This is a genomic window from Sphingomonas silueang (assembly GCF_040049155.1).
Classification (GTDB): Bacteria; Pseudomonadota; Alphaproteobacteria; order Sphingomonadales; family Sphingomonadaceae; genus Sphingomonas; species Sphingomonas silueang.
Genome location: NZ_JBDZDK010000018.1, coordinates 17,812 through 35,714 on the forward strand (window position 1 = coordinate 17,812; position 17,903 = coordinate 35,714).

A 17,903-nucleotide genomic window follows, 5' to 3' on the forward strand; every position below is an offset into this window, starting at 1 on the left:
GCGACGTCCCCCGCGCCAGCGGTCTCACCCCGGCGGCAACCGCAGGTACGAACGTCTCCCGATCGTGAAGGGGGTGGCAGCGAACGCAACCCCTCCGCGCCTCCGCGCCTCCGCGCGAACCAACCTTCCTTCCTCTTACGTCACCACGTCCGGCGCACTCCGCCCGGTATGCTCGACGATCGACGCCACCGTCTCCGCCGCCGCCACCAGCGGGGCCAGCGCATCGCCGGTCGCCTGGTCGAGATCGCCCTCCGCCGGCTCGTACCGCTCGATATACACGCGCAGCGTCGCGCCCTGCGTCCCCGTGCCCGACAGGCGGAACACGATGCGCGATCCGTCGGCGAACAGGATGCGGATGCCCTGGTTGCGGCTGACCGAACCGTCGGTGCTGTCGTGATAGGCGAAGTCGTCCGCCTCCGCGACCGTCAGGCCCTCGATCGCGGTCCCCGGCAGCGACGCCAGCCGCGCGCGCAGCGACGCCATCAGCGCATCCGCCCCGGCCTGCGCCACGCCTTCATAATCGTGCCGCGCATAATAGTTGCGGCCATAGCGCGCCCAGTGATCGGCCATGATCTCGGCGACCGGCTGCCGCCGTACCGCAAGGATGTTGAGCCACAGCAGCACCGCCCACAGCCCGTCCTTCTCGCGGACGTGGTTCGATCCGGTCCCCGCGCTCTCCTCGCCGCAGATGGTGACGAGCCCGGCGTCGAGCAGGTTGCCGAAGAACTTCCACCCGGTCGGCGTCTCGTAGAGCGGCACGCCGAGCGCCTGCGCCACCCGGTCGGCGGCGGCGGAGGTCGGCATCGACCGGGCGATTCCGGCGATCCCCCCGGCATAGGCGGGGGCGAGATGCGCATTCGCCGCCAGCACCGCCAGCGAATCGGACGGGGTGACGAAGATGCCGCGCCCGATGATGAGGTTGCGGTCGCCGTCGCCGTCCGACGCCGCGCCGAAATCGGGGGCGTCCGGTCCCATCATGCGCTCGTAGAGTTCGTGGGCGTGGACCAGATTGGGGTCGGGATGATGCCCGCCGAAGTCGGGCAGGGGGGTACCGTTGACCACCGTGCCGGGCGCCGCGCCCAGCCGCCGCTCGAGGATCTCGGTCGCATAGGGCCCGGTGACGGCGCTCATCGCATCGAACGACAGGCGGAACCCGCCCGCGATCAGGGCGCGGATCGCGGCGAAATCGAACAGCCCCTCCATGCACTCGGCATAGGCGGCGACCGGATCGATCACCTCGACGGTCATGCCGTCGACCACCTGCTCGCCCGGCGAATCGAGGTCGATCGCGCCCACGTCGCTGATGACGTACCGGTCGATCGCGCGCGTGCGGGCATAGAGCGCGTCGGTGAAGCTCTCGGGCGCGGGGCCGCCGTTCGACACATTATACTTGATGCCGAAGTCCTCGTCCGGCCCGCCGGGATTATGGCTGGCGGACAAGACCAGCCCGCCGATCGCGCCGCGCGTGCGGATGACGTTGGAGGCGGCGGGGGTGGAGAGGATGCCGCCCTGTCCGACGATGGCGCGCGCGAAGCCGTTGGCGGCGGCCATGCGGATCGCGGTCTGGATCACCTCGCGGTTCAGATAGCGTCCGTCGCCGCCGATCACCAGCGTGGCTCCCGCCTTGCCCTCCACCACGTCGAACACCGACTGGATGAAATTCTCGGCATAGTTGGGCTGCTGGAATACCCGCACCTTCTTGCGCAGGCCCGAAGTACCCGGCTTCTGGTCGGCGAACGGCGAAGTAGCGACGGTGGTACTGGGCACGAAAACTTCCCCCATTGATCTGCAACAGGGGTCGCATATCGCGAGCGGCTACGCTCCGACAATGAAATTGCGAATCACACCTGCAATCCCAGTGCTTCCTGCGCCTGGCGGAGGGTCGGTCGCGCCAGCGCCTCGGCCTTGGCCGCGCCCTGCTGCAACGCCGCGCCGACCGCCGCGCGATCGTCGAGCAGCGTCACCAGCCGGTCGCGGATCGGCCCCAGCACCGATACCGCCAGATCGGCGAGCGCAGGCTTGAACGCGCCGAAGCCCTGACCGCCGAACTGCGACAGCACGTCTTGCGGGGTTTGACCCGACAAGCCGCCGTAGATGGTGACGAGGTTGCGCGCCTCGGGCCGGTCGGCCAACCCGGCGATCTCGGACGGCAGCGGCTCTGGATCGGTCTTGGCCTTGCGGAACTTGGTCGCGATCAGCTCGTCCGAATCGATCAGGTTGATCCGGCTCATGTCGGACGGGTCGGACTTGGACATCTTGGCCATGCCGTCGCGCAGGCTCATGATCCGCGGCGTATCCTCGGGAATCAGTGGTTCGGGCAGCGGGAACAGTTCGACCCCGAAGTCGAGGTTGAACTTGGTCGCGATGTCGCGCGCCAGCTCGAGATGCTGCTTCTGGTCCTCGCCCGTCGGCACATGCGTGGCCTTGTAGGCGAGGATGTCGGCGGCTTGCAGCACCGGATAGGTGAACAGCCCGACGCTGGCGCCCTCGCGGTTCTTGCCCGCCTTGTCCTTCCACTGGGTCATGCGGTTGAGCCAGCCGACCCGCGCGGTGCCGCCCAATATCCACGCCAGCTCGCTGTGCGCGGGCACGCGCGCCTGGTTGAAGAGGATCGACCGGTCGGGATCGATCCCCGCCGCCAGCAGCGTGGCGGCCATCTCGATCGTGTTCGACGCCAGCGTCGCCGGGTCCTGCGTCACGGTCAGCGCGTGCAGGTCGGCGAGGAAGAACAGGCAGGTGTCGTCCGCGCCCATCCGGTCCTGCAACCGCACCCAGTTGCGGATCGCCCCCAGATAATTGCCGAGGTGCAGGTTGCCGGTGGTCTGGATGCCGGAGACGACGCGCATAGGTTAATCCTTCAAGCGGCGCGCCGCCGCAGCAGCGCGCGAAGATCGGCCAGCCGGAACGCTCCGGTGGCAAGACAGGCGAGGCCATAGACGATCGCACCCGCGCCCACGAGTGCCACCATGCCGATGACGCGGGTGACGACCGCACCCGTCGTCCATGGCGCGACCAGCGTGTCGGCGAAGAACAGCGCCGCCCCCATCAGCACCGCGGCGACCGCGAAGCGCGGCAGGCGGTGCGCCAGCTGCCGGTCGAGCGCGAAATGCCCCCGCCGCTTCAGCGTCCAGTACAGCATCGCCACGTTGATCCATGCCGACACGGCGGTCGCGAGCGGCGGGCCGACATGCGCCAGCGTCGGGATCAGCGCCAGATTGAGCGCGATATTGACCGCGATCGACCACATGGCGAAGCGCACCGGCGTCCGCGTATCCTGCCGCGCATAGAAGCCGGGCGTCAGCACCTTGATCAGCACATAGGCGGGCAGCCCCAGCGAAAAGGCGGCGAGCGCCTGCGCACAGCGGACCGTGTCCTCCGCACCGAACGCGCCATGCTGGAACAGCGCGCGGACGATCGGCGCGGCGACCGTCAGGAACGCGATCGTCGCGGGCAGGGTGAGCAGCAGCGCCAGCTCGATCCCCCGGTTCTGCGTGTCCATCGCCCCCGCATCGTCCTTGCGGGCCAGCTGGCGCGAGATGGTGGGGAGCAGGATGGTGCCAAGCCCGATGCCGATCAGCCCCAGCGGCAACTGGTTCAGCCGGTCGGCATAATAGATATACGAGATCGACCCCGCGTCGAGCAGCTTGCCCGACAATGCGGTCGATACGACGAGGTTCACCTGCATCGCCCCCGCACCCGCGGCGGCGGGCAGGATCAACCGCAGCAGCCGCCGCACATCGGGGGTCAGCCGCGGTCGCTTCGGGCGCAGCGAGATGCCGGAGCGGTGGCAGGCGAAGAGCAGCCAGCCGACCTGCAACAGCCCGCCCGCCGTCACCGCCCATGCCTGCACCTGCGCCGTGGCATAGGGGTCCGGCCCGTGGAACAGCAGCAGGCCGCCGACCATCGCGACGTTCAGCAGGATCGGTGCGGCGGCATTGACCCAGAATTTGTCGAGCGAATTGAGGATCGCGCCGAGCAGCGACACGATCGAGATCAGCAGCAGATAGGGCGTCGTGATCCGCGACAGCATCACTGCATAGGCGAACTGGTCGGGCGTCGGATCGTTGAACCCGCCCGAGAGCAGGTACGTCAGCGGCCATGCCGCCGCCAGCATGACGGCGGTGAACACCAGCAGCACCGGCAACAGCACCGACAGCACGTCGCGCGCGAAGGCGATGCCCGTGGGCAGCCCGTCGCCCTCGGCCACCTTCCGGTTGAACAGCGGCACGAAGGCGGCGTTGAACGCCCCTTCGGCGAACAGCGCACGGAACATGTTGGGCAGGCGGAAGGCGACGAGGAACGCATCCGACGCGAACCCCGCCCCGACGAACGTCGCCTGGAGCGAGTCGCGCACCAGCGCCAGCACCCGGCTGACGAGCGTCAGGGAGCCGACCGAGCCCAGCGACTTGGCGAGTTTCATGCGCTGCGCCCCGGCCCGCTAGTCGGCTCAGGCGTGGCCCGCGACCTCGCCGATCGCGCCCTGGCCCTCGGCCTGCGACAGATACAGCTGCGCGAAGTCGATCGGTTCGAGCATCAGCGGCGGGAAGCCGCCGTCGCGCACCGCATCGGCCAGCACGCGGCGGGCGAAGGGGAACAGGATGCGCGGCGCCTCGCCCAGCAGGAACGGCTGGAGATGCTCGGCCGGAATGTTGCGCAGGCCGAACAGCCCGGCGAACGACAGGTCGACGAGGTACATCACCTGCCCCTCGATCTCGGCGCGCGCCTCGATCTTCAGGACGACTTCGTGCACATCCTCGCCCACCTGGCCCGCGCCGATGTTGAACTGCACGTCCAGCTTGGGCTGGCCGCCGAGCTGGTAGACGCCCGGCGCGTTCGGATTCTCGAACGACAGGTCCTTCACATATTGGGTGATGACATTGACCGCGGGCTGGCCGTCGTCGCCGCCGGTGAAGGCCTGCGGGTCGATCGCGTCGTTCTGTTCGTCCATTTACGTCATCCTGGCCCATGGGGTACGGAAAGCTTTGCGGCTTTCCGCGTTCTTAACTCTGTCGGCGCGCCTAGCAGCGGCGATGGTGCAGTTCAACGGGTGGCCCCGCGCAAACACCGGCGGAATGCGTCACGCCGTTTGAAACCTCGCCCGTTCGGGCCTATGTCCGTGCGATGGAAGGAAGTGAAGGCATGGTGGTTTTTGTCGTCCTGCTCGCAATGGTCGCGGCGTTCCTCGCGATGCGGCTCTATGCCGTCCTCGGCAAGCGGACGGGTCATGAGCCGCTGCCCCGCACCGCGGAGGAGCGGGTCGGCACCCCGCCGGTCGCCCGTCCGGTGGAGGTCGCGCCCGAGGCCCGCACGCTCGGCCCGCGCAACGTCGAGGGCGGGGCGGAAAGCGGCCTGCGCGCGCTGATCGCCGCCGATCCGTCGTTCGACGTCGCCCAGTTCGTCGAAGGCGCCAAGTCGGCCTATCGCATGATCCTCGAAGCCTTCTGGAAGGGCGACGAGGCCGCGCTCGAACCGCTGGTCGAACGCGACGTGCGCGAAGCCTTTGCCGAAGCGATCGCCGATCGCAGGGCGGCGGGCCACACGCTCGACAACCGCCTCGTCTCGATCGAGCGCGCGGTCATCACCGAAGCCTCGGTCAACGCCGGGCTGGCACGGGTCGCGGTGCGCTTCGATGCCGATATCGCCGCGATCACCCGCGATGCCGACGGCAACATCATCGCGGGCACGCTGTCGGATGCGGTCGAGACGCATGACGTCTGGACCTTCGTCCGCGCGGTGCGCAGCGACGATCCGAACTGGAAGCTCGCCGACACCGACGAAGCCTGACGTCGATGCGCAAGGGGGGGATGGCGGCGCTGGCCGCCGCGCTGCTGCTGGCGGGCTGTTCCAACGCGATCGTGCCGCGCGGTGCCGAAACGGTATCGACGCGGCCGGTGTCCGAACGCGGGCCGCCTTCGGGCCGTCCGCCGGTCGTGCGCCCGGTGCCGGTGCGCCAGCCGACCGCCGCCGTGCCGCTGCCCCCGATCCTCGGCGTCGAGACGGTCGCCGGGGCCGCCACTGCGCGCAGCGCCGGGGTGGTCGCCGGACCGCCGGTCGCGACGCTGCCGATCGCCGACGATGCCGCCGCGCGCGCGCTCCTCGCCTTCCGGACCAGCTGCCCCACGCTGGTCCGCCGCGTCGACCCGACCGGGCTGACGCAGGGCCGCGACTGGCAGAGCGCGTGCGACGCCGCCCGCGCGACCGACACCCGCGACGCCCGCGCCTTCTTCGCCCGCTGGTTCGAGAGCGTGCAGGTGGGCGACGGCAAGGCGTTCGCCACCGGCTATTACGAACCCGAAATCCATGGCTCGCGCGTCCGGCGCAGCGGCTATGACACGCCGATCTACGGCGTGCCCGGCGATCTGGTCGAGGCCGACCTCGGCCTGTTCTCGACCGACCTCAAGGGCAAGCGCATCCGCGGCCGCGTCGATGGGACAAAGTTCGTCCCTTATTACGATCGGACCGCGATCGAGGAAGGCGCGCTCGCCGGACGGGGGCTGGAGATCGCCTGGGCCGCCGATCCGGTCGAAATCTTCTTCCTCCAGGTGCAGGGATCGGGGCGGCTGCTGCAACCCGACGGCAGCGTCATGCGCATCGGCTATGCCGGGCAGAACGGGCGCGACTATACCGGCATCGGCAAGCTGATGTGGGATCGCGGGCTGCTTGCCCCCGGTCAGGCATCGATGCAGGGGATCATGGCGTGGCTGCGCGCCAATCCGGAACAGGGCCGCGCGATCATGCGCGAGAACAAGAGCTTCGTGTTCTTCCGCGAGCTGACCGGACCGGGGCCGCTCGGCGCGATGGGCCTGCCGGTGGTGGGGCAGGCGAGCGCCGCGGTCGACGTCAAGTTCGTGCCGCTCGGCGCGCCGGTGTTCCTGTCGATGGACCGCACCGACGCCACCGGGCTGTGGATCGCGCAGGACACCGGCGGCGCGATCAAGGGTGCGAACCGCTTCGACACCTTCTGGGGTGCGGGCGACGATGCGCGGGCGATCGCGGGCGGCATGAGCGCGCGCGGCACCGCCTTCCTCCTGTTGCCGCTCGGCACGCTCGCACGGCTGGCCGGTGGCACCCCGGCGCCTTGATCCGGGCGAGGCGGCGCTGTGGGCGCGGGTCGTCGCGGCGGTAAAGCCGCTGCCCGGCAAACGCCCGCTGCCCATGCCGCCGCTGGCCACGCTGGAAAAGCACGGCGCGCCCGCCCCCAAGCCCGATCGGCTGCGGCCCGCCCCGCCCGCGCCCGCGATCCCCCGCAACCGCCAGCCCGGCGCGACGCTCGACGGCGGCTGGGACCGGCGCATCTCGCGCGGGCTGGTCAGCCCCGAATCGACGATCGACCTGCACGGCCATACGCTGGCCTCGGCGCACATGCTGCTCGACCAGGGGCTGGCGCGCGCGATCGCGCGGGGCGACCGGGTGCTGCTGCTCGTCACCGGCAAGCCGCCGCGCCCCGAATCGGAACGCCCGCACGCGCGCGGCGCGATCCGCGCCGCCGTCACCGACTGGATCGCGGCGGGCCGCCACGCCGACCGCGTCGCCGCGATCCGCCCCGCCCATCCGCGCCACGGCGGGCAGGGCGCGCTCTACCTCGTCCTCCGCCGCGATCGCGAGCGATAGGGGCGATCGACCCGCAACAGCACGGCAGCTGAACCCGCTTCCTCCCGCATCGGGATTGCGCTGTGAAAGCCTTCCTATCGTACCCCGGCGAAGGCCGGGGGCCAGTCGGGGGACGTTGGCAAGGTACGGAAAGGTCATGCCGACTGGAACCCGACCTTCGCCGGGTACGGGGCGTTTCGGGTAACGCTCCTGAACCGATCGACCTTCAGCGATACGCATGGTTATCCGTCATTCCCGCGCAGGCGGGAATCCATAGCCGCTGACGCTTCGACCGGATTCGCGACGCTGGCGCATATGGACTCCCGCCTGCGCGGCAGTGACGGCAGGAAAATGGCGCGATTTTGCTGCTTCAGCGAACGGAAGGTCGATCGGGGCTAGGAACCCCGGGAGGGGCGGTGCGGCTTCTTGGCGGACGCTACTCTCTCTCGCAAGCCCGCCCCCCGTTCGTGTCGGGCGCCGTCGAGACACCATGCGCAGCGCGCCGGGCACGTCCCTCGACTTCGCTCGGGACGAACGGGACGGACCGGGCAGGCGCTCCCGGCCTTCCCCGATGGCGCGCCAGCCGCTACCCCATGCCCATGCCCATGCCCATGCCCATGCCCATGCCCATGCCCATGCCCATGCCCATGCCCATGCCCATGCCCATGCCCATGCCCATGCCCATGCCCATGCCCATGCCCATGCTCGCCCGCCTGCTGTTGCCGTTCGCCCTGTTCGTCACCGCCGTGCCCGCCATGGCGCGCGACCTGACGGTGATGACCCTCAACATCCGCCTGCCTGCCGGGGGCGACGGCATCAATCGCTGGGCGGTGCGCCGCGACCTGACGATCGATACCATCGCGCGCGCCGCGCCCGACGTGATCGGCACGCAGGAACTGTTCCGCGAACAGGGGGAGGATATCGTCCACGCGCTGCCGCGCTATCGCTGGATCGGCATCGGGCGGCGCGGCGACCGGCGCGACGAGCATATGGGCATCTTCTACCGCGCCGATCGCCTGACCGTGGAGCGCTGGGGCAATTTCTGGCTGTCCGACACGCCCGAGGTGCCCGGCAGCATTACGTGGGGCCATCCCTATCCGCGCATGGTCACCTGGGCGATCTTCCGGACCAGGAAGGGGCGGCGCTTCGCCCATTTCAACACCCATCTGCCCTATCGTGCGGAGGACGAAGGCGCGCGCGAAAAGGGTGCGGCCTTGCTGGCGGCGCGCATTCCCGCGATCGCGGGCGACCTGCCGGTGGTGCTGACCGGCGACTTCAACACCGATGCCGCCGGCCCGACCCACCGTCGCCTCGCCGCCATGCTGGCCGACGCATGGGAAGTCGCGCCGAAGCGCATGGGGCCTGCGGAGACGTTCCACGGCTTCACCGGGCGTACCGACGGTCGCCGGATCGACTGGATCCTGACCCGCGGCTTCGCCGTCCGCCGCGTCGCGACGATCGACACCCGGCGCGGCGATATCTTTCCGTCCGATCATTATCCGGTGGTCGCGGTGCTCGGCGAAACCGGCGGCTGAGGACGGCGCTGTCCTACACCCGCCCGGTGCGCAAGGGTCGCCCGGTTCTTTCGATCGTCCAGCCCCGCGCCGCCCGCCGAAGGTTGCACGCATGCAGCCCGCAACATGCCGTATGGTAAGGAAATAATCGCCCCTCCACCGCCGGGGCGACGCGGCGTGTCAACTTCCGCGCGCCGGTGTTCCGATCAAGCATCTGTAAAGCAAGACGATATCCGCGAAAGCAGGGCCACGTCCCGCAACCTTCGCGACCTTACCGCACCACCCGCGCGGCCCAGGTGCGGATATAGTCGATGCTCCCGCGGCATTCGGTCATCTCGCGCTGCTCGATCAGGCGGAAGCGGGCGCCGTCCCATGCGAAGCGCTGTGCCACGCCGCAATCGCCCAGCCCGCGCCCCTTGGCGTCGCTGGTCAGCACGCCGTCGGCGAAGTCGCCGTTGACGACATCGGCGACGCCCGCCGCCATCTCGACATCGCCCGGCGCGATCCCCGAGGGCGCGTCGAACTGCGCCGGAGTCGCCTTGCCGCGCTCGACGACGAACACCGCCGAGACGAGGTTATAGGCCCCCAGCACGCACGGCACCAACGCCAGCGTCCGCCCGCCGCCCAGCGGCCTCGTCGTCACTTCGGGCAGCTGCTCGCCCCCGCATCCGGCGGTCGCCCGCATCGTCGTGACCAGTTGCGGGTCGAGCAGCGCCGCCTCGCCCCGGATCACCGGTGCCTGCACCACCGGCAGCGCGGGGGCAGGGCGGGTGTCGGGGCGCTTGCCCCGTGCCACGATCGCGCCGACCGTATCGGCGCGGCCCTGCTGCGCGTCGATCCAGCGCAGCGCCGCCGCCGCGCCGGTCAGCGAGATGCTGCCGATCGCCTCGCCCGTGCCGTCCGCGACGCCCAGCCGCTTGCCCGCAGCGATGCGTCGGGCGAGCGTGGCAGCGGGTTCTCCGGTCAGCGCGACGAACTCGCCCGCCGCCTTGCCGCCGCGCGCCACCGCCTCGCCGTCGACCGCCAGCGTCAGCGGCAGCGCGGTCGTGCCCTCGCGCTGGAGCCGCAGCGTGATCGCCCCGTCCGGCCCCGCCGCGCGCTCGATCGCGACCAGCACCGGCGGGGCGGGATCGTCCTCGCCCAGCAGCGCGTTCGCCTGGCACGTGCCGCCGTTGTCGCACCCCGCGGTCCAGTCGCCGAAGGTCCGGAGCGCGGTCGGCTGCGGTACGGTGTGGCTGTCGCCCGTCGGCAGCGATGCGGCAGGGGAGCGGTGCGCGGCGGGTTCGGCGGCATTGCCCGCCGGATCGTCCGCCCCGCTACACGCGAGGAGGGGCAGGGCGAGGAACAGGGACAAGGGGGCGCGCATGGCGGCATGCGATACCCACATGGACGAACGATCGAAACCCGCTATCGCGGGCGACAGACAGATTGAACGAGAGAGGTAGGGCCATGCAGACGGTTGGAGTGATCGGCGCGGGACAGATGGGGGCGGGCATCGCCCAGGTATCGGCGCAGGCGGGCTATGCCGTGCTGCTGTCCGACGTGTCGGTCGAACGGGCGCAGGCGGGCAAGGACGGCATCGCGAAGCAGCTGGCCCGCGCGGTATCGAAGGAGAAGCTGACCCCAGCCGACGCCGATGCCGCGCTCGGGCGGATCGAACCGGTCGGCGATCTCACTGCCATGGCCCCCTGCGACCTCGTGATCGAGGCGGCGACCGAGCGCGAGGGCATCAAGCGCCAGATCTTCGAGACGGTGGGCAAGGTACTGTCCGACACCGCGATCCTCGCCAGCAACACCTCGTCGATCCCGATCACCCGGCTGGCGCAGGCGTCGCATGACCCGGCGCGCTTCATGGGGGTGCATTTCTTCAACCCCGTGCCGGTCATGGGCCTGATCGAGCTGATCCGCGGCCTCGCCACCAGCGACGCGACGGTCGCTGCGGTCGAGGCGTTCGGCCAGCGCCTGAACAAGCGCATCGTCCATGCCAATGACGCGCCCGGCTTCATCGTCAACCGCGTGTTGATGCCCATGATCAACGAAGCCTGTTTCGCGCTGGGCGAAGGGGTGGCGACCATCGCCGACATCGACGCGGCGTGCCAGCTGGGCCTCAACCACCCGATGGGGCCGCTGACGCTGGCCGACTTCATCGGGCTCGACACCTGTCTGGAGATCACCCGCGTCCTGTTCGAGGGAACGGGCGATCCCAAGTTCCGCCCCGCGCCGCTGCTGATCAAATACGTCGAGGCGGGCTGGTACGGCCGCAAGGTGAAGCGCGGCTTCTACGACTATTCGGGCGCCGAGCCGGTCCCGACGAGGTAAAGGACGCTTGACGTAAAGCGTGCTTGTCATGTAAAGCATCCTTCACAACCTGTGGAGGATGCTTTCCGATGGAACGACGCAATCCGGCGCAACGCCGCTACCTGCTCCGCTTCATGCCGCTGATGGTCGGCTATGCGCTGATCCTGATCGGGGTCAGCGCGGCGCAGCGCCACGGCCATATCGCCGGCGCGACGCTGGGGCTGATGTCGGTGCTGCCCGCCATTCCCCTGGTCGGGGTCATCATCGTGATGGGCCTGTACCTGCGTGAGGAGCGCGACGAGTTCATCCGCAACCGGCTGGTCATGGCGATGCTGGGGGGTACCGGGCTGCTGCTGACCGCGACGACGGTGTGGGGGTTCCTTGAGAACAACGGGGTCGTCGGCCATCCGCCGACCTTCCTCGCCTTTCCCTTCTGGTGCGGGGCGATGGGGATCACCCAGTGCGCGATGGCGCTGCGCGACCGGCTGACGAGCCCGGCGGAATGAACAATCACCTCAAGGCCCTGCGCGCCGGGCGGGGCTGGTCGCAGCAGCATCTTGCCGAGCGCCTCGAAGTGTCGCGCCAGAGCGTGAACGCGATCGAAACCGGCCGCTACGACCCCTCGCTCCCGCTCGCCTTTCGCATCGCCGAACTGTTCGACCTGCCGATCGAGGCGGTGTTCGTCAGCCCTTCCCGACAGGAGATCGCATGATCCGCCTCGCCCTCGTGCTCGCGACCCTCGCTACCCCCGCCCTTGCGCAGACGCCGCCGCCCGCGCAGGCGACGACGCCGGCCGTCCAGTTGCCGCACGTCTCGATCACGTCGATGGGGAAGGGGCCGCCGGTGATCCTGATCCCCGGCCTGTCCACCCCGCGCGCGGTATGGGACGGCATCGCTCCGGTGCTGGCGCGCGACCACCGGGTGCTGCTGGTGCAGGTCAACGGCTTCGGCGGCGACGATCCGCGCGCCAACCTGACCGACGGGGTGCTGGGCGGCATGGTCGCCGACCTCGCCGGATATATTGCGCGCGAGAAGCTGGCGCGGCCCGCCGTGATCGGCCATTCGCTCGGCGGCCTCGCGGGCATGCTGCTGGCGGCGCGGCATCCCGACGGCGTGGGGCGGCTGATGGTGGTCGATGCGCTGCCGTTCATCGGCACGATCATGGCGCCGGGCATGACCGCTGCCGAGGTGGCCCCGCGCGCGGCGGCGATGCGCGATGCGGTCGCCGCGACCCACGGCACGGCGCGCCCAAGCGTTACGGCCGATCCCGGCGGCATCTGGTCGAACACGGCGGCGGGGCGCATCCGCGTGGCGAACTGGTCCAATGCCGCCGACCAGCGCGTCGTGGCGCGCGCGCTCTACGACGACATGACCACCGACGCTACGCCCGAGGCGAAAGCCATCCGTGCGAAGCCGTTCACCGTGCTCTACGCGACCGGGGCCGGGCCGATGGCGACCGCGATCTGGACCCGCGCCTATGCCGGCACCCCGGCCGTGCTGGAGCCGGTCGCCGACAGCTACCACTTCATCATGCTCGACCAGCCCGCCGCCTTTGCAGCGGCGGTGGAGCGGTTCCTCAGATGAAGGTCGCGACGGTGGCGCGATAGATGGCGGGCAGGATGATCCCCTGCACGATGCCGATCAGCACCAGCACCACGAACGGCGCGAAGTCGAGCGCACCGAAATCGGGCAGGATGCGGCGGATCGGGCGATAGATCGGCTCGGTCACGGTCATCAGCCCGCGATAGAGCGAACGGATCATGTCGTTATGGGTGTTGATGACGTTGAACGAGATCAGGATCGACAGGATCGCCTGCACGATGATGATCCACCACAGGACGTTCAGCAGCACCTGAATGATATCGAGCAGGACGTTCAACACAGCACCTTTCCAATGACCACCCGACTATAGGGAGCGCGGACGCGCGCTCCAAGCCTCAGGCGTGGACCAGCGTGCCCGCGCCCTGTTCGGTGAAGATCTCCAGCAGCATGCCGTGCGGCACCCGCCCGTCGAGGATCACCGCCGCGTCCACGCCCTGCGCCACCGCGTCGACGCAGGTCTCGACCTTGGGGATCATCCCCCCCTTGATCGTGCCGTCCGCCTTCAACTCGGCGATGCGCGCGGCGTTGAGGTCGGTCAGCAACTCCCCGGTCTTGTCGAGCACGCCCGCGACATCGGTCAGCAGGAAGAATCGCGACGCGCCCATCGCGCCGGCGATCGCGCCCGCCATCGTATCGGCGTTGATGTTGTAGGTGTGCCCGTCCGCGCCCAGCGCCACCGGCGCCACGACCGGGATGAACCCGTCGCGCGCGAGGCTGTGCAGGATCGTCGGGTCGACCGCGACCGGCGTGCCGACAAAGCCCAGATCGACATGGCGCTCGATCCCCTGCGTCCGGTCCGGCTCGTTGCGCGCGACCTTCTCGGCGGTGACGAGATGTGCGTCCTTGCCCGAGATGCCGACCGCCTTGCCGCCCGCCTGCGCGATCCAAGCGACGATTTCCTTGTTGATCTTGCCCGCCAGCACCATCTCCGCCACCTCGGCAGTGGCGGCGTCGGTGACGCGCAGGCCGTCGACGAAGCGCGACTCGACGCCGAGGCGCTTGAGCATCGCCCCGATCTGCGGCCCGCCGCCATGGACGACGACCGGGTTGATCCCGACCTGCCGGAGCAGCACCACATCCTCGGCGAAGTCGCGCGCCAGTTCGGGATCGCCCATCGCATGGCCGCCGTATTTCACCACGAAGGTACGGCCCGCATAGCGTTGCAGATAGGGCAGCGCCTCGGTCAGCGTTTCTGCCTTCGCGAGCATCTTGGGGTCAGGGGCGTTGGTCATGGGCGCGCCTTTAGCGGGGTATCGTTCCGGAAGGAAGAAGTGGGGTTCACGCGAAGGCGCGGGGGAAAGAAGAGAGTCATTTTCGCGCAGAGACGCAGAGGCGCAGAGGAGTGGTGGAGCGGGCCAGTTCAGCCTGTCTGGCGAAGCCTCCTCTCGATCTGAGGCAGATGCAGGAGAGCCGCTGTCGCGGCGAGTGCTGCCGCTCTGCGCTCTCTGCGCCTCTGCGCGAACAAATCTCTTTTCTCGCTTCGCGCCTTCGCGTGAACCAGAAATCCTTCAGCGCGCCCGGTCCAGCCGCCGCCCGAGCGCGACGAAGGCATAGATCAGCGGCGGGACCAGCACGATCGACAGCACGACCTTCGCCAGCATCTGCCCGACCACCAGTTCGCCGATCGGGAACACGCCATAGAAGGCGACCGAGATGAAGATCAGCGTGTCGACGATCTGCGACAGCACGCTGGCGATCGCGGCGCGCAGCCACAGCAGCTTGCCCTGTCCGCGCTTCAGCCAGTCGAAGATGGTGACGTTCAGCGTCTGCGACACGCCATACGCGATGATCCCCGCGCCCCAGATGCGCGGCGTGGCGCGCATCATCAGGTCGAACGCCGCCAGCCGGTCGGCCTCCATCGATGCCGAGGGGGGCACCGCCAGCACGACCAGCAGCAACAGGATCGAGGTGACGAGCGGCACGAAGCCGAACTGCACCAGCCGGTTGGCGATCGCACGCCCGTGCAGCTCCGCCACCGCGCTCGACACCGCGACCAGCAGCAGGAAGGCGAAGATCCCCGCCTCCACCGCCAGCGGGCCGATCGCGACCTGCTTGTTGCCCAGCACCCCGGCGATGCACACCATCCCGCCGTAGAAGATCGAGAGCAGGAACAGCGACCGTGGCACGTTGACGTTCATGGTGCCGGGCGCGGGTGCGGGGGAGGGTGTCGTCATTCCCCCTGCTATCGCCCGAATCGCCCATATGCAAAAGCGTTTGTCGCGGCTGGCATGATCGGCATCGTCATGGCATGTCACGGGGGTTCGGGGCCGTCCGGGGCGGGCGGCGGGGTAGGATAGTACAGCTTACATGACACGGTTCCTGATCGGCATCGCCGGCATTGCGGTGATCCTCGCCATCGCGGTGGCACTGTCCACCAATCGCCGCGCGATCCGGTTGCGCGTGGTGGGCGCCGCCTTCGCATTGCAGGCGGGGATCGCGGTGCTGGTGCTCTACACCCCCTGGGGCAAGGGCGTGCTCGGCTTCCTGTCGGGCGGGGTCGCAAATCTGCTGGGCTATGCCAATGCAGGCACGTCGTTCCTGTTCGGGCCGCTGGCCAAGCCGGAAATCGGGGGCACCAGCTTCGCCATCGCCGCGCTGCCGGTCATCATCTTCTTCGCCTCGCTGGTGTCGATCCTCTACTACCTCGGCATCATGCAGCTGGTGGTGCGCTGGATCGGCGGCGGCATCGAAAAGGTGATCGGCGTCAGCAAGGTCGAATCGCTGTGCGCCGCCGCCAACATCTTCGTCGGCCAGAGCGAATCGCCGCTCGTCATCCGCCCCTATCTGGCGGGCCTTACCCCGGCGCAGCTGTTCACCGTGATGACCAGCGGCATGGCGGGCGTGGCGGGGACGATCCTCGCCGCCTATGCCTCGATGGGGATCCGCATCGACTTCCTGCTCGCGGCCAGCTTCATGGCCGCGCCCGGCGGCATCCTGATGGCCAAGATCATCATGCCCGACACGCCGCTGCCGCCCGCGGGCGAACTGCCGCTCGGCGACGCCGACGGTGCCGGGCGCGAGGCGCATGCGATCGCGCTGGCCGAGGCGACGCATGACGAGGAACGCCCCGCCAACATCATCATGGCGGCGGCACAGGGCGCGCAGACCGGCGTGAAGCTGGCGGTGGCGGTCGGCGCGATGGTGCTGGCGTTCGTCGCGCTGGTGGCGCTGGCCAACGGGCTGCTGGGCGGCATCGGCAACTGGTTCGGCGTCGCCGACCTCAGCTTCCAGCGGCTGCTCGGCTATGTCTTCGCGCCGGTCATGTTCCTGCTCAACGTGCCGTGGAGCGAGGCGGGGATCGCGGGCGGGCTGTTCGGGCAGAAGGTCGTGCTGAACGAATTCGTCGCCTATATCTCGCTCGGCGAGGCGGGTGCCGCGCTGTCGCAGCGGACGGTGGCGATCATCACCTTCGCGCTGTGCGGCTTCGCCAATTTCTCGTCGATCGCGATCCAGATGGCGGTGACGGGCAGCCTCGCCCCCAACCAGCGCCCGATGATCGCCAGGCTCGGCGTGCGCGCGCTGGTGGCGGGGAGCCTCGCCAATCTGATGTCGGCGGCGCTGGCCGGGCTGTTGATCGCCTGAGGCATCGTAACGCTATGTTTACCGGCGCTTCGATAGCGTCGGACGACAGGGCGCACGGGTGTTGGGGCGTATGGACCACGAACTGATCGATCAGGCAGTGCTGGCGGCGGCGCGGGCCGAGCTGGGCGCGAACTTCGTGCGTATCCTCGGCTATTTCCGCGAGGACGGCACCAAATCGGTATCGGCGATCGAGGCGGCGATGCGCGAGGGCAATGCCGCCGCGCTGGTCCTGCCCGCGCATACCTTGAAGGGCGAGGCCCGCCAGTTCGGGGCGGAAGTCGTCGCCGACCTTGCGGAGGGAATCGAGACGATCGCGCGGCACTGCGTCGAGACGCGCGACGAGCCCACCGAGGCGCTGGAGCATGTCACCCGCTTGCGCCCGGTGTTCGAGCGCACCCTCGCCAGCCTCGAGCGCAGCAGCAACCCGCTGGCCACCCGCCGTCCCGCGGGCTTCGGTCGCCGCGTCGCGGCGGTGTGAAGCCGCGGCGGGGATCCATGCCCCCCGCCGCGATCCGGCCCGTACTCAGCCCTCCAGCTTGTCGTATTCCGACTTGGCATTGAGCTGGATATAATTGTGGATGCCCATGCGTTCGATCATCTCGAACTGGGTTTCCAGCGTGTCGATATGCTCTTCCTCGTTCATGAGGATTTCGGCGAACAGGTCGCGGCTGACGAAATCGCGCACGCTCTCGCAATAGGCGACCGCCTCGCGCAGCTGCGCCACCGCCTCGACCTCGATCGCGAGATCGGCCTTGAGCACTTCCTCGACCGTCTCGCCGACGCGCAGGCGCCCGAGCAGCTGGAAATTGGGCAGCCCGTCGAGGAACAGGATGCGCTCCGCCAGCCGGTCGGCGTGCTTCATCTCGTCGATCGATTCGTGGCGCTCGAACTGGGCGAGCTTGTAGATGCCCCAATGGTCGAGCAGGCGATAATGCAGCCAATATTGATTGACCGCCGTCAGCTCGTTCTTGAGCGCTTCGTTGAGAAACTCGATGACCTTTGCGTCGCCCTTCACGGATGCCGTCCCTTATATGATGATCGGGGCGATCCTACCCCGTTCACGTCGGGAACGACAGCCGGAAATTGGCGGAAATCCGCGGGTTTGTGCAGATGCGAACGCTACGCAGCCGCGCGCTCGGCCTCGATAATGGCTCGCGCAAACGGGACGCACTGGCCGCATTTCGCCTGGCATCCAAGCTGTCGATACGCCTGACAGGCGGTATTCGCCCCGCAGCGCGCGGCCTGCCGCACGTCTCGTTCCCGGATGGCATTGCACACGCACACGACCATGGATGACCCTCGCTCCGATGCGATAGT

At 69.1% G+C, this 17,903-nt stretch carries 20 protein-coding genes; 10 read left to right on the forward strand and 10 right to left on the reverse strand.

Annotated features, from left to right (window positions below; all coding sequences use genetic code 11):
* Positions 1-135 precede the first annotated feature (135 nt).
* The 4 genes from ABLE43_RS15505 to secB all read right to left on the reverse strand — a co-directional run bounded on the left by ABLE43_RS15505 (position 136) and on the right by secB (position 4,948).
* Positions 136-1,767 (reverse strand): alpha-D-glucose phosphate-specific phosphoglucomutase, encoded by a 1,632-nt coding sequence (locus ABLE43_RS15505; protein WP_348979285.1) that lies wholly within the window; start codon positions 1,765-1,767, stop codon positions 136-138.
* A gap of 74 nt (positions 1,768-1,841) precedes the next feature.
* Entirely contained in the window at positions 1,842-2,846 is a 1,005-nt protein-coding gene (gene trpS, locus ABLE43_RS15510) for a tryptophan--tRNA ligase (protein ID WP_348979286.1), read from the reverse strand.
* Positions 2,847-2,857: 11 nt separating this feature from the next.
* Positions 2,858-4,420 carry a murein biosynthesis integral membrane protein MurJ gene (murJ, locus tag ABLE43_RS15515; protein ID WP_348979287.1) on the reverse strand — a complete coding sequence of 521 codons (1,563 nt, stop codon included), beginning with the start codon at positions 4,418-4,420 and terminating at the stop codon, positions 2,858-2,860.
* Between the two features lie 27 nt (positions 4,421-4,447).
* Positions 4,448-4,948 carry a protein-export chaperone SecB gene (gene secB / locus ABLE43_RS15520; RefSeq protein ID WP_348979288.1) on the reverse strand — a complete coding sequence of 167 codons (501 nt, stop codon included), beginning with the start codon at positions 4,946-4,948 and terminating at the stop codon, positions 4,448-4,450.
* Between the two features lie 194 nt (positions 4,949-5,142).
* Between secB and ABLE43_RS15525 the strand changes: the two genes are divergently transcribed.
* From ABLE43_RS15525 to ABLE43_RS15540, 4 genes are all read left to right on the forward strand, one after another.
* Positions 5,143-5,784 carry a Tim44/TimA family putative adaptor protein gene (locus ABLE43_RS15525; RefSeq protein ID WP_348979346.1) on the forward strand — a complete coding sequence of 214 codons (642 nt, stop codon included), beginning with the start codon at positions 5,143-5,145 and terminating at the stop codon, positions 5,782-5,784.
* Positions 5,785-5,789: 5 nt separating this feature from the next.
* Positions 5,790-7,082 carry a murein transglycosylase A gene (gene mltA, locus ABLE43_RS15530; RefSeq protein ID WP_348979289.1) on the forward strand — a complete coding sequence of 431 codons (1,293 nt, stop codon included), beginning with the start codon at positions 5,790-5,792 and terminating at the stop codon, positions 7,080-7,082.
* Positions 7,063-7,611 (forward strand): Smr/MutS family protein, encoded by a 549-nt coding sequence (locus tag ABLE43_RS15535; RefSeq protein ID WP_348979290.1) that lies wholly within the window; start codon positions 7,063-7,065, stop codon positions 7,609-7,611. Before mltA ends, ABLE43_RS15535 begins: the two co-directional genes overlap by 20 nt.
* 674 nt (positions 7,612-8,285) lie before the next feature.
* Positions 8,286-9,125 (forward strand): endonuclease/exonuclease/phosphatase family protein, encoded by an 840-nt coding sequence (locus tag ABLE43_RS15540; RefSeq protein WP_348979291.1) that lies wholly within the window; start codon positions 8,286-8,288, stop codon positions 9,123-9,125.
* Positions 9,126-9,375: 250 nt separating this feature from the next.
* On the opposite strand, the gene ABLE43_RS15545 is transcribed toward ABLE43_RS15540, so the two are convergent.
* Positions 9,376-10,470 carry a DUF1176 domain-containing protein gene (locus ABLE43_RS15545; protein ID WP_348979292.1) on the reverse strand — a complete coding sequence of 365 codons (1,095 nt, stop codon included), beginning with the start codon at positions 10,468-10,470 and terminating at the stop codon, positions 9,376-9,378.
* A gap of 83 nt (positions 10,471-10,553) precedes the next feature.
* Here ABLE43_RS15545 and ABLE43_RS15550 point away from each other — a divergent pair, with 83 nt between their 5' ends.
* The 4 genes from ABLE43_RS15550 to ABLE43_RS15565 all read left to right on the forward strand — a co-directional run bounded on the left by ABLE43_RS15550 (position 10,554) and on the right by ABLE43_RS15565 (position 12,986).
* Complete coding sequence (locus tag ABLE43_RS15550) at positions 10,554-11,423, forward strand: 3-hydroxybutyryl-CoA dehydrogenase (RefSeq protein ID WP_348979293.1); 870 nt, start codon at positions 10,554-10,556, stop codon at positions 11,421-11,423.
* 68 nt (positions 11,424-11,491) lie between these two features.
* A complete protein-coding gene (locus tag ABLE43_RS15555; protein WP_348979294.1) occupies positions 11,492-11,908 on the forward strand; it encodes a hypothetical protein in 417 nt (138 codons plus the stop codon).
* Entirely contained in the window at positions 11,905-12,114 is a 210-nt protein-coding gene (locus ABLE43_RS15560; protein WP_348979295.1) for a helix-turn-helix transcriptional regulator, read from the forward strand. Before ABLE43_RS15555 ends, ABLE43_RS15560 begins: the two co-directional genes overlap by 4 nt.
* Positions 12,111-12,986, forward strand: coding sequence for an alpha/beta fold hydrolase (locus tag ABLE43_RS15565; RefSeq protein WP_348979296.1), 876 nt, complete (start codon positions 12,111-12,113; stop codon positions 12,984-12,986). The genes ABLE43_RS15560 and ABLE43_RS15565 overlap by 4 nt, the downstream gene beginning before the upstream one ends.
* Here ABLE43_RS15565 and ABLE43_RS15570 read toward each other — a convergent pair.
* The 3 genes from ABLE43_RS15570 to ABLE43_RS15580 all read right to left on the reverse strand — a co-directional run bounded on the left by ABLE43_RS15570 (position 12,979) and on the right by ABLE43_RS15580 (position 15,178).
* Entirely contained in the window at positions 12,979-13,284 is a 306-nt protein-coding gene (locus ABLE43_RS15570) for a YggT family protein (protein WP_348979297.1), read from the reverse strand. The two genes, ABLE43_RS15565 and ABLE43_RS15570, sit on opposite strands and share 8 nt — an antisense overlap.
* A 55-nt stretch (positions 13,285-13,339) precedes the next feature.
* A complete protein-coding gene (gene argB, locus ABLE43_RS15575; protein ID WP_348979298.1) occupies positions 13,340-14,236 on the reverse strand; it encodes an acetylglutamate kinase in 897 nt (298 codons plus the stop codon).
* A 276-nt stretch (positions 14,237-14,512) separates the two neighbouring features.
* Positions 14,513-15,178 carry a queuosine precursor transporter gene (locus ABLE43_RS15580; RefSeq protein ID WP_348979299.1) on the reverse strand — a complete coding sequence of 222 codons (666 nt, stop codon included), beginning with the start codon at positions 15,176-15,178 and terminating at the stop codon, positions 14,513-14,515.
* 133 nt (positions 15,179-15,311) lie between these two features.
* Between ABLE43_RS15580 and ABLE43_RS15585 the strand changes: the two genes are divergently transcribed.
* Positions 15,312-16,586, forward strand: coding sequence for a NupC/NupG family nucleoside CNT transporter (locus tag ABLE43_RS15585; RefSeq protein ID WP_348979300.1), 1,275 nt, complete (start codon positions 15,312-15,314; stop codon positions 16,584-16,586).
* 70 nt (positions 16,587-16,656) lie between these two features.
* The gene (locus tag ABLE43_RS15590) at positions 16,657-17,064 is read left to right on the forward strand and encodes an Hpt domain-containing protein (RefSeq protein ID WP_348979347.1); all 408 of its coding nucleotides are present in this window, start codon (positions 16,657-16,659) and stop codon (positions 17,062-17,064) included.
* 45 nt (positions 17,065-17,109) lie between these two features.
* Here the strand turns inward: ABLE43_RS15590 and bfr are convergent, their stop codons facing one another.
* Entirely contained in the window at positions 17,110-17,601 is a 492-nt protein-coding gene (bfr, locus tag ABLE43_RS15595) for a bacterioferritin (RefSeq protein ID WP_348979301.1), read from the reverse strand.
* A 104-nt stretch (positions 17,602-17,705) separates the two neighbouring features.
* Positions 17,706-17,876: a (2Fe-2S)-binding protein gene (locus tag ABLE43_RS15600; protein WP_348979302.1), complete on the reverse strand. Its 171-nt coding sequence runs from the start codon at positions 17,874-17,876 to the stop codon at positions 17,706-17,708.
* Positions 17,877-17,903 lie beyond the last annotated feature (27 nt).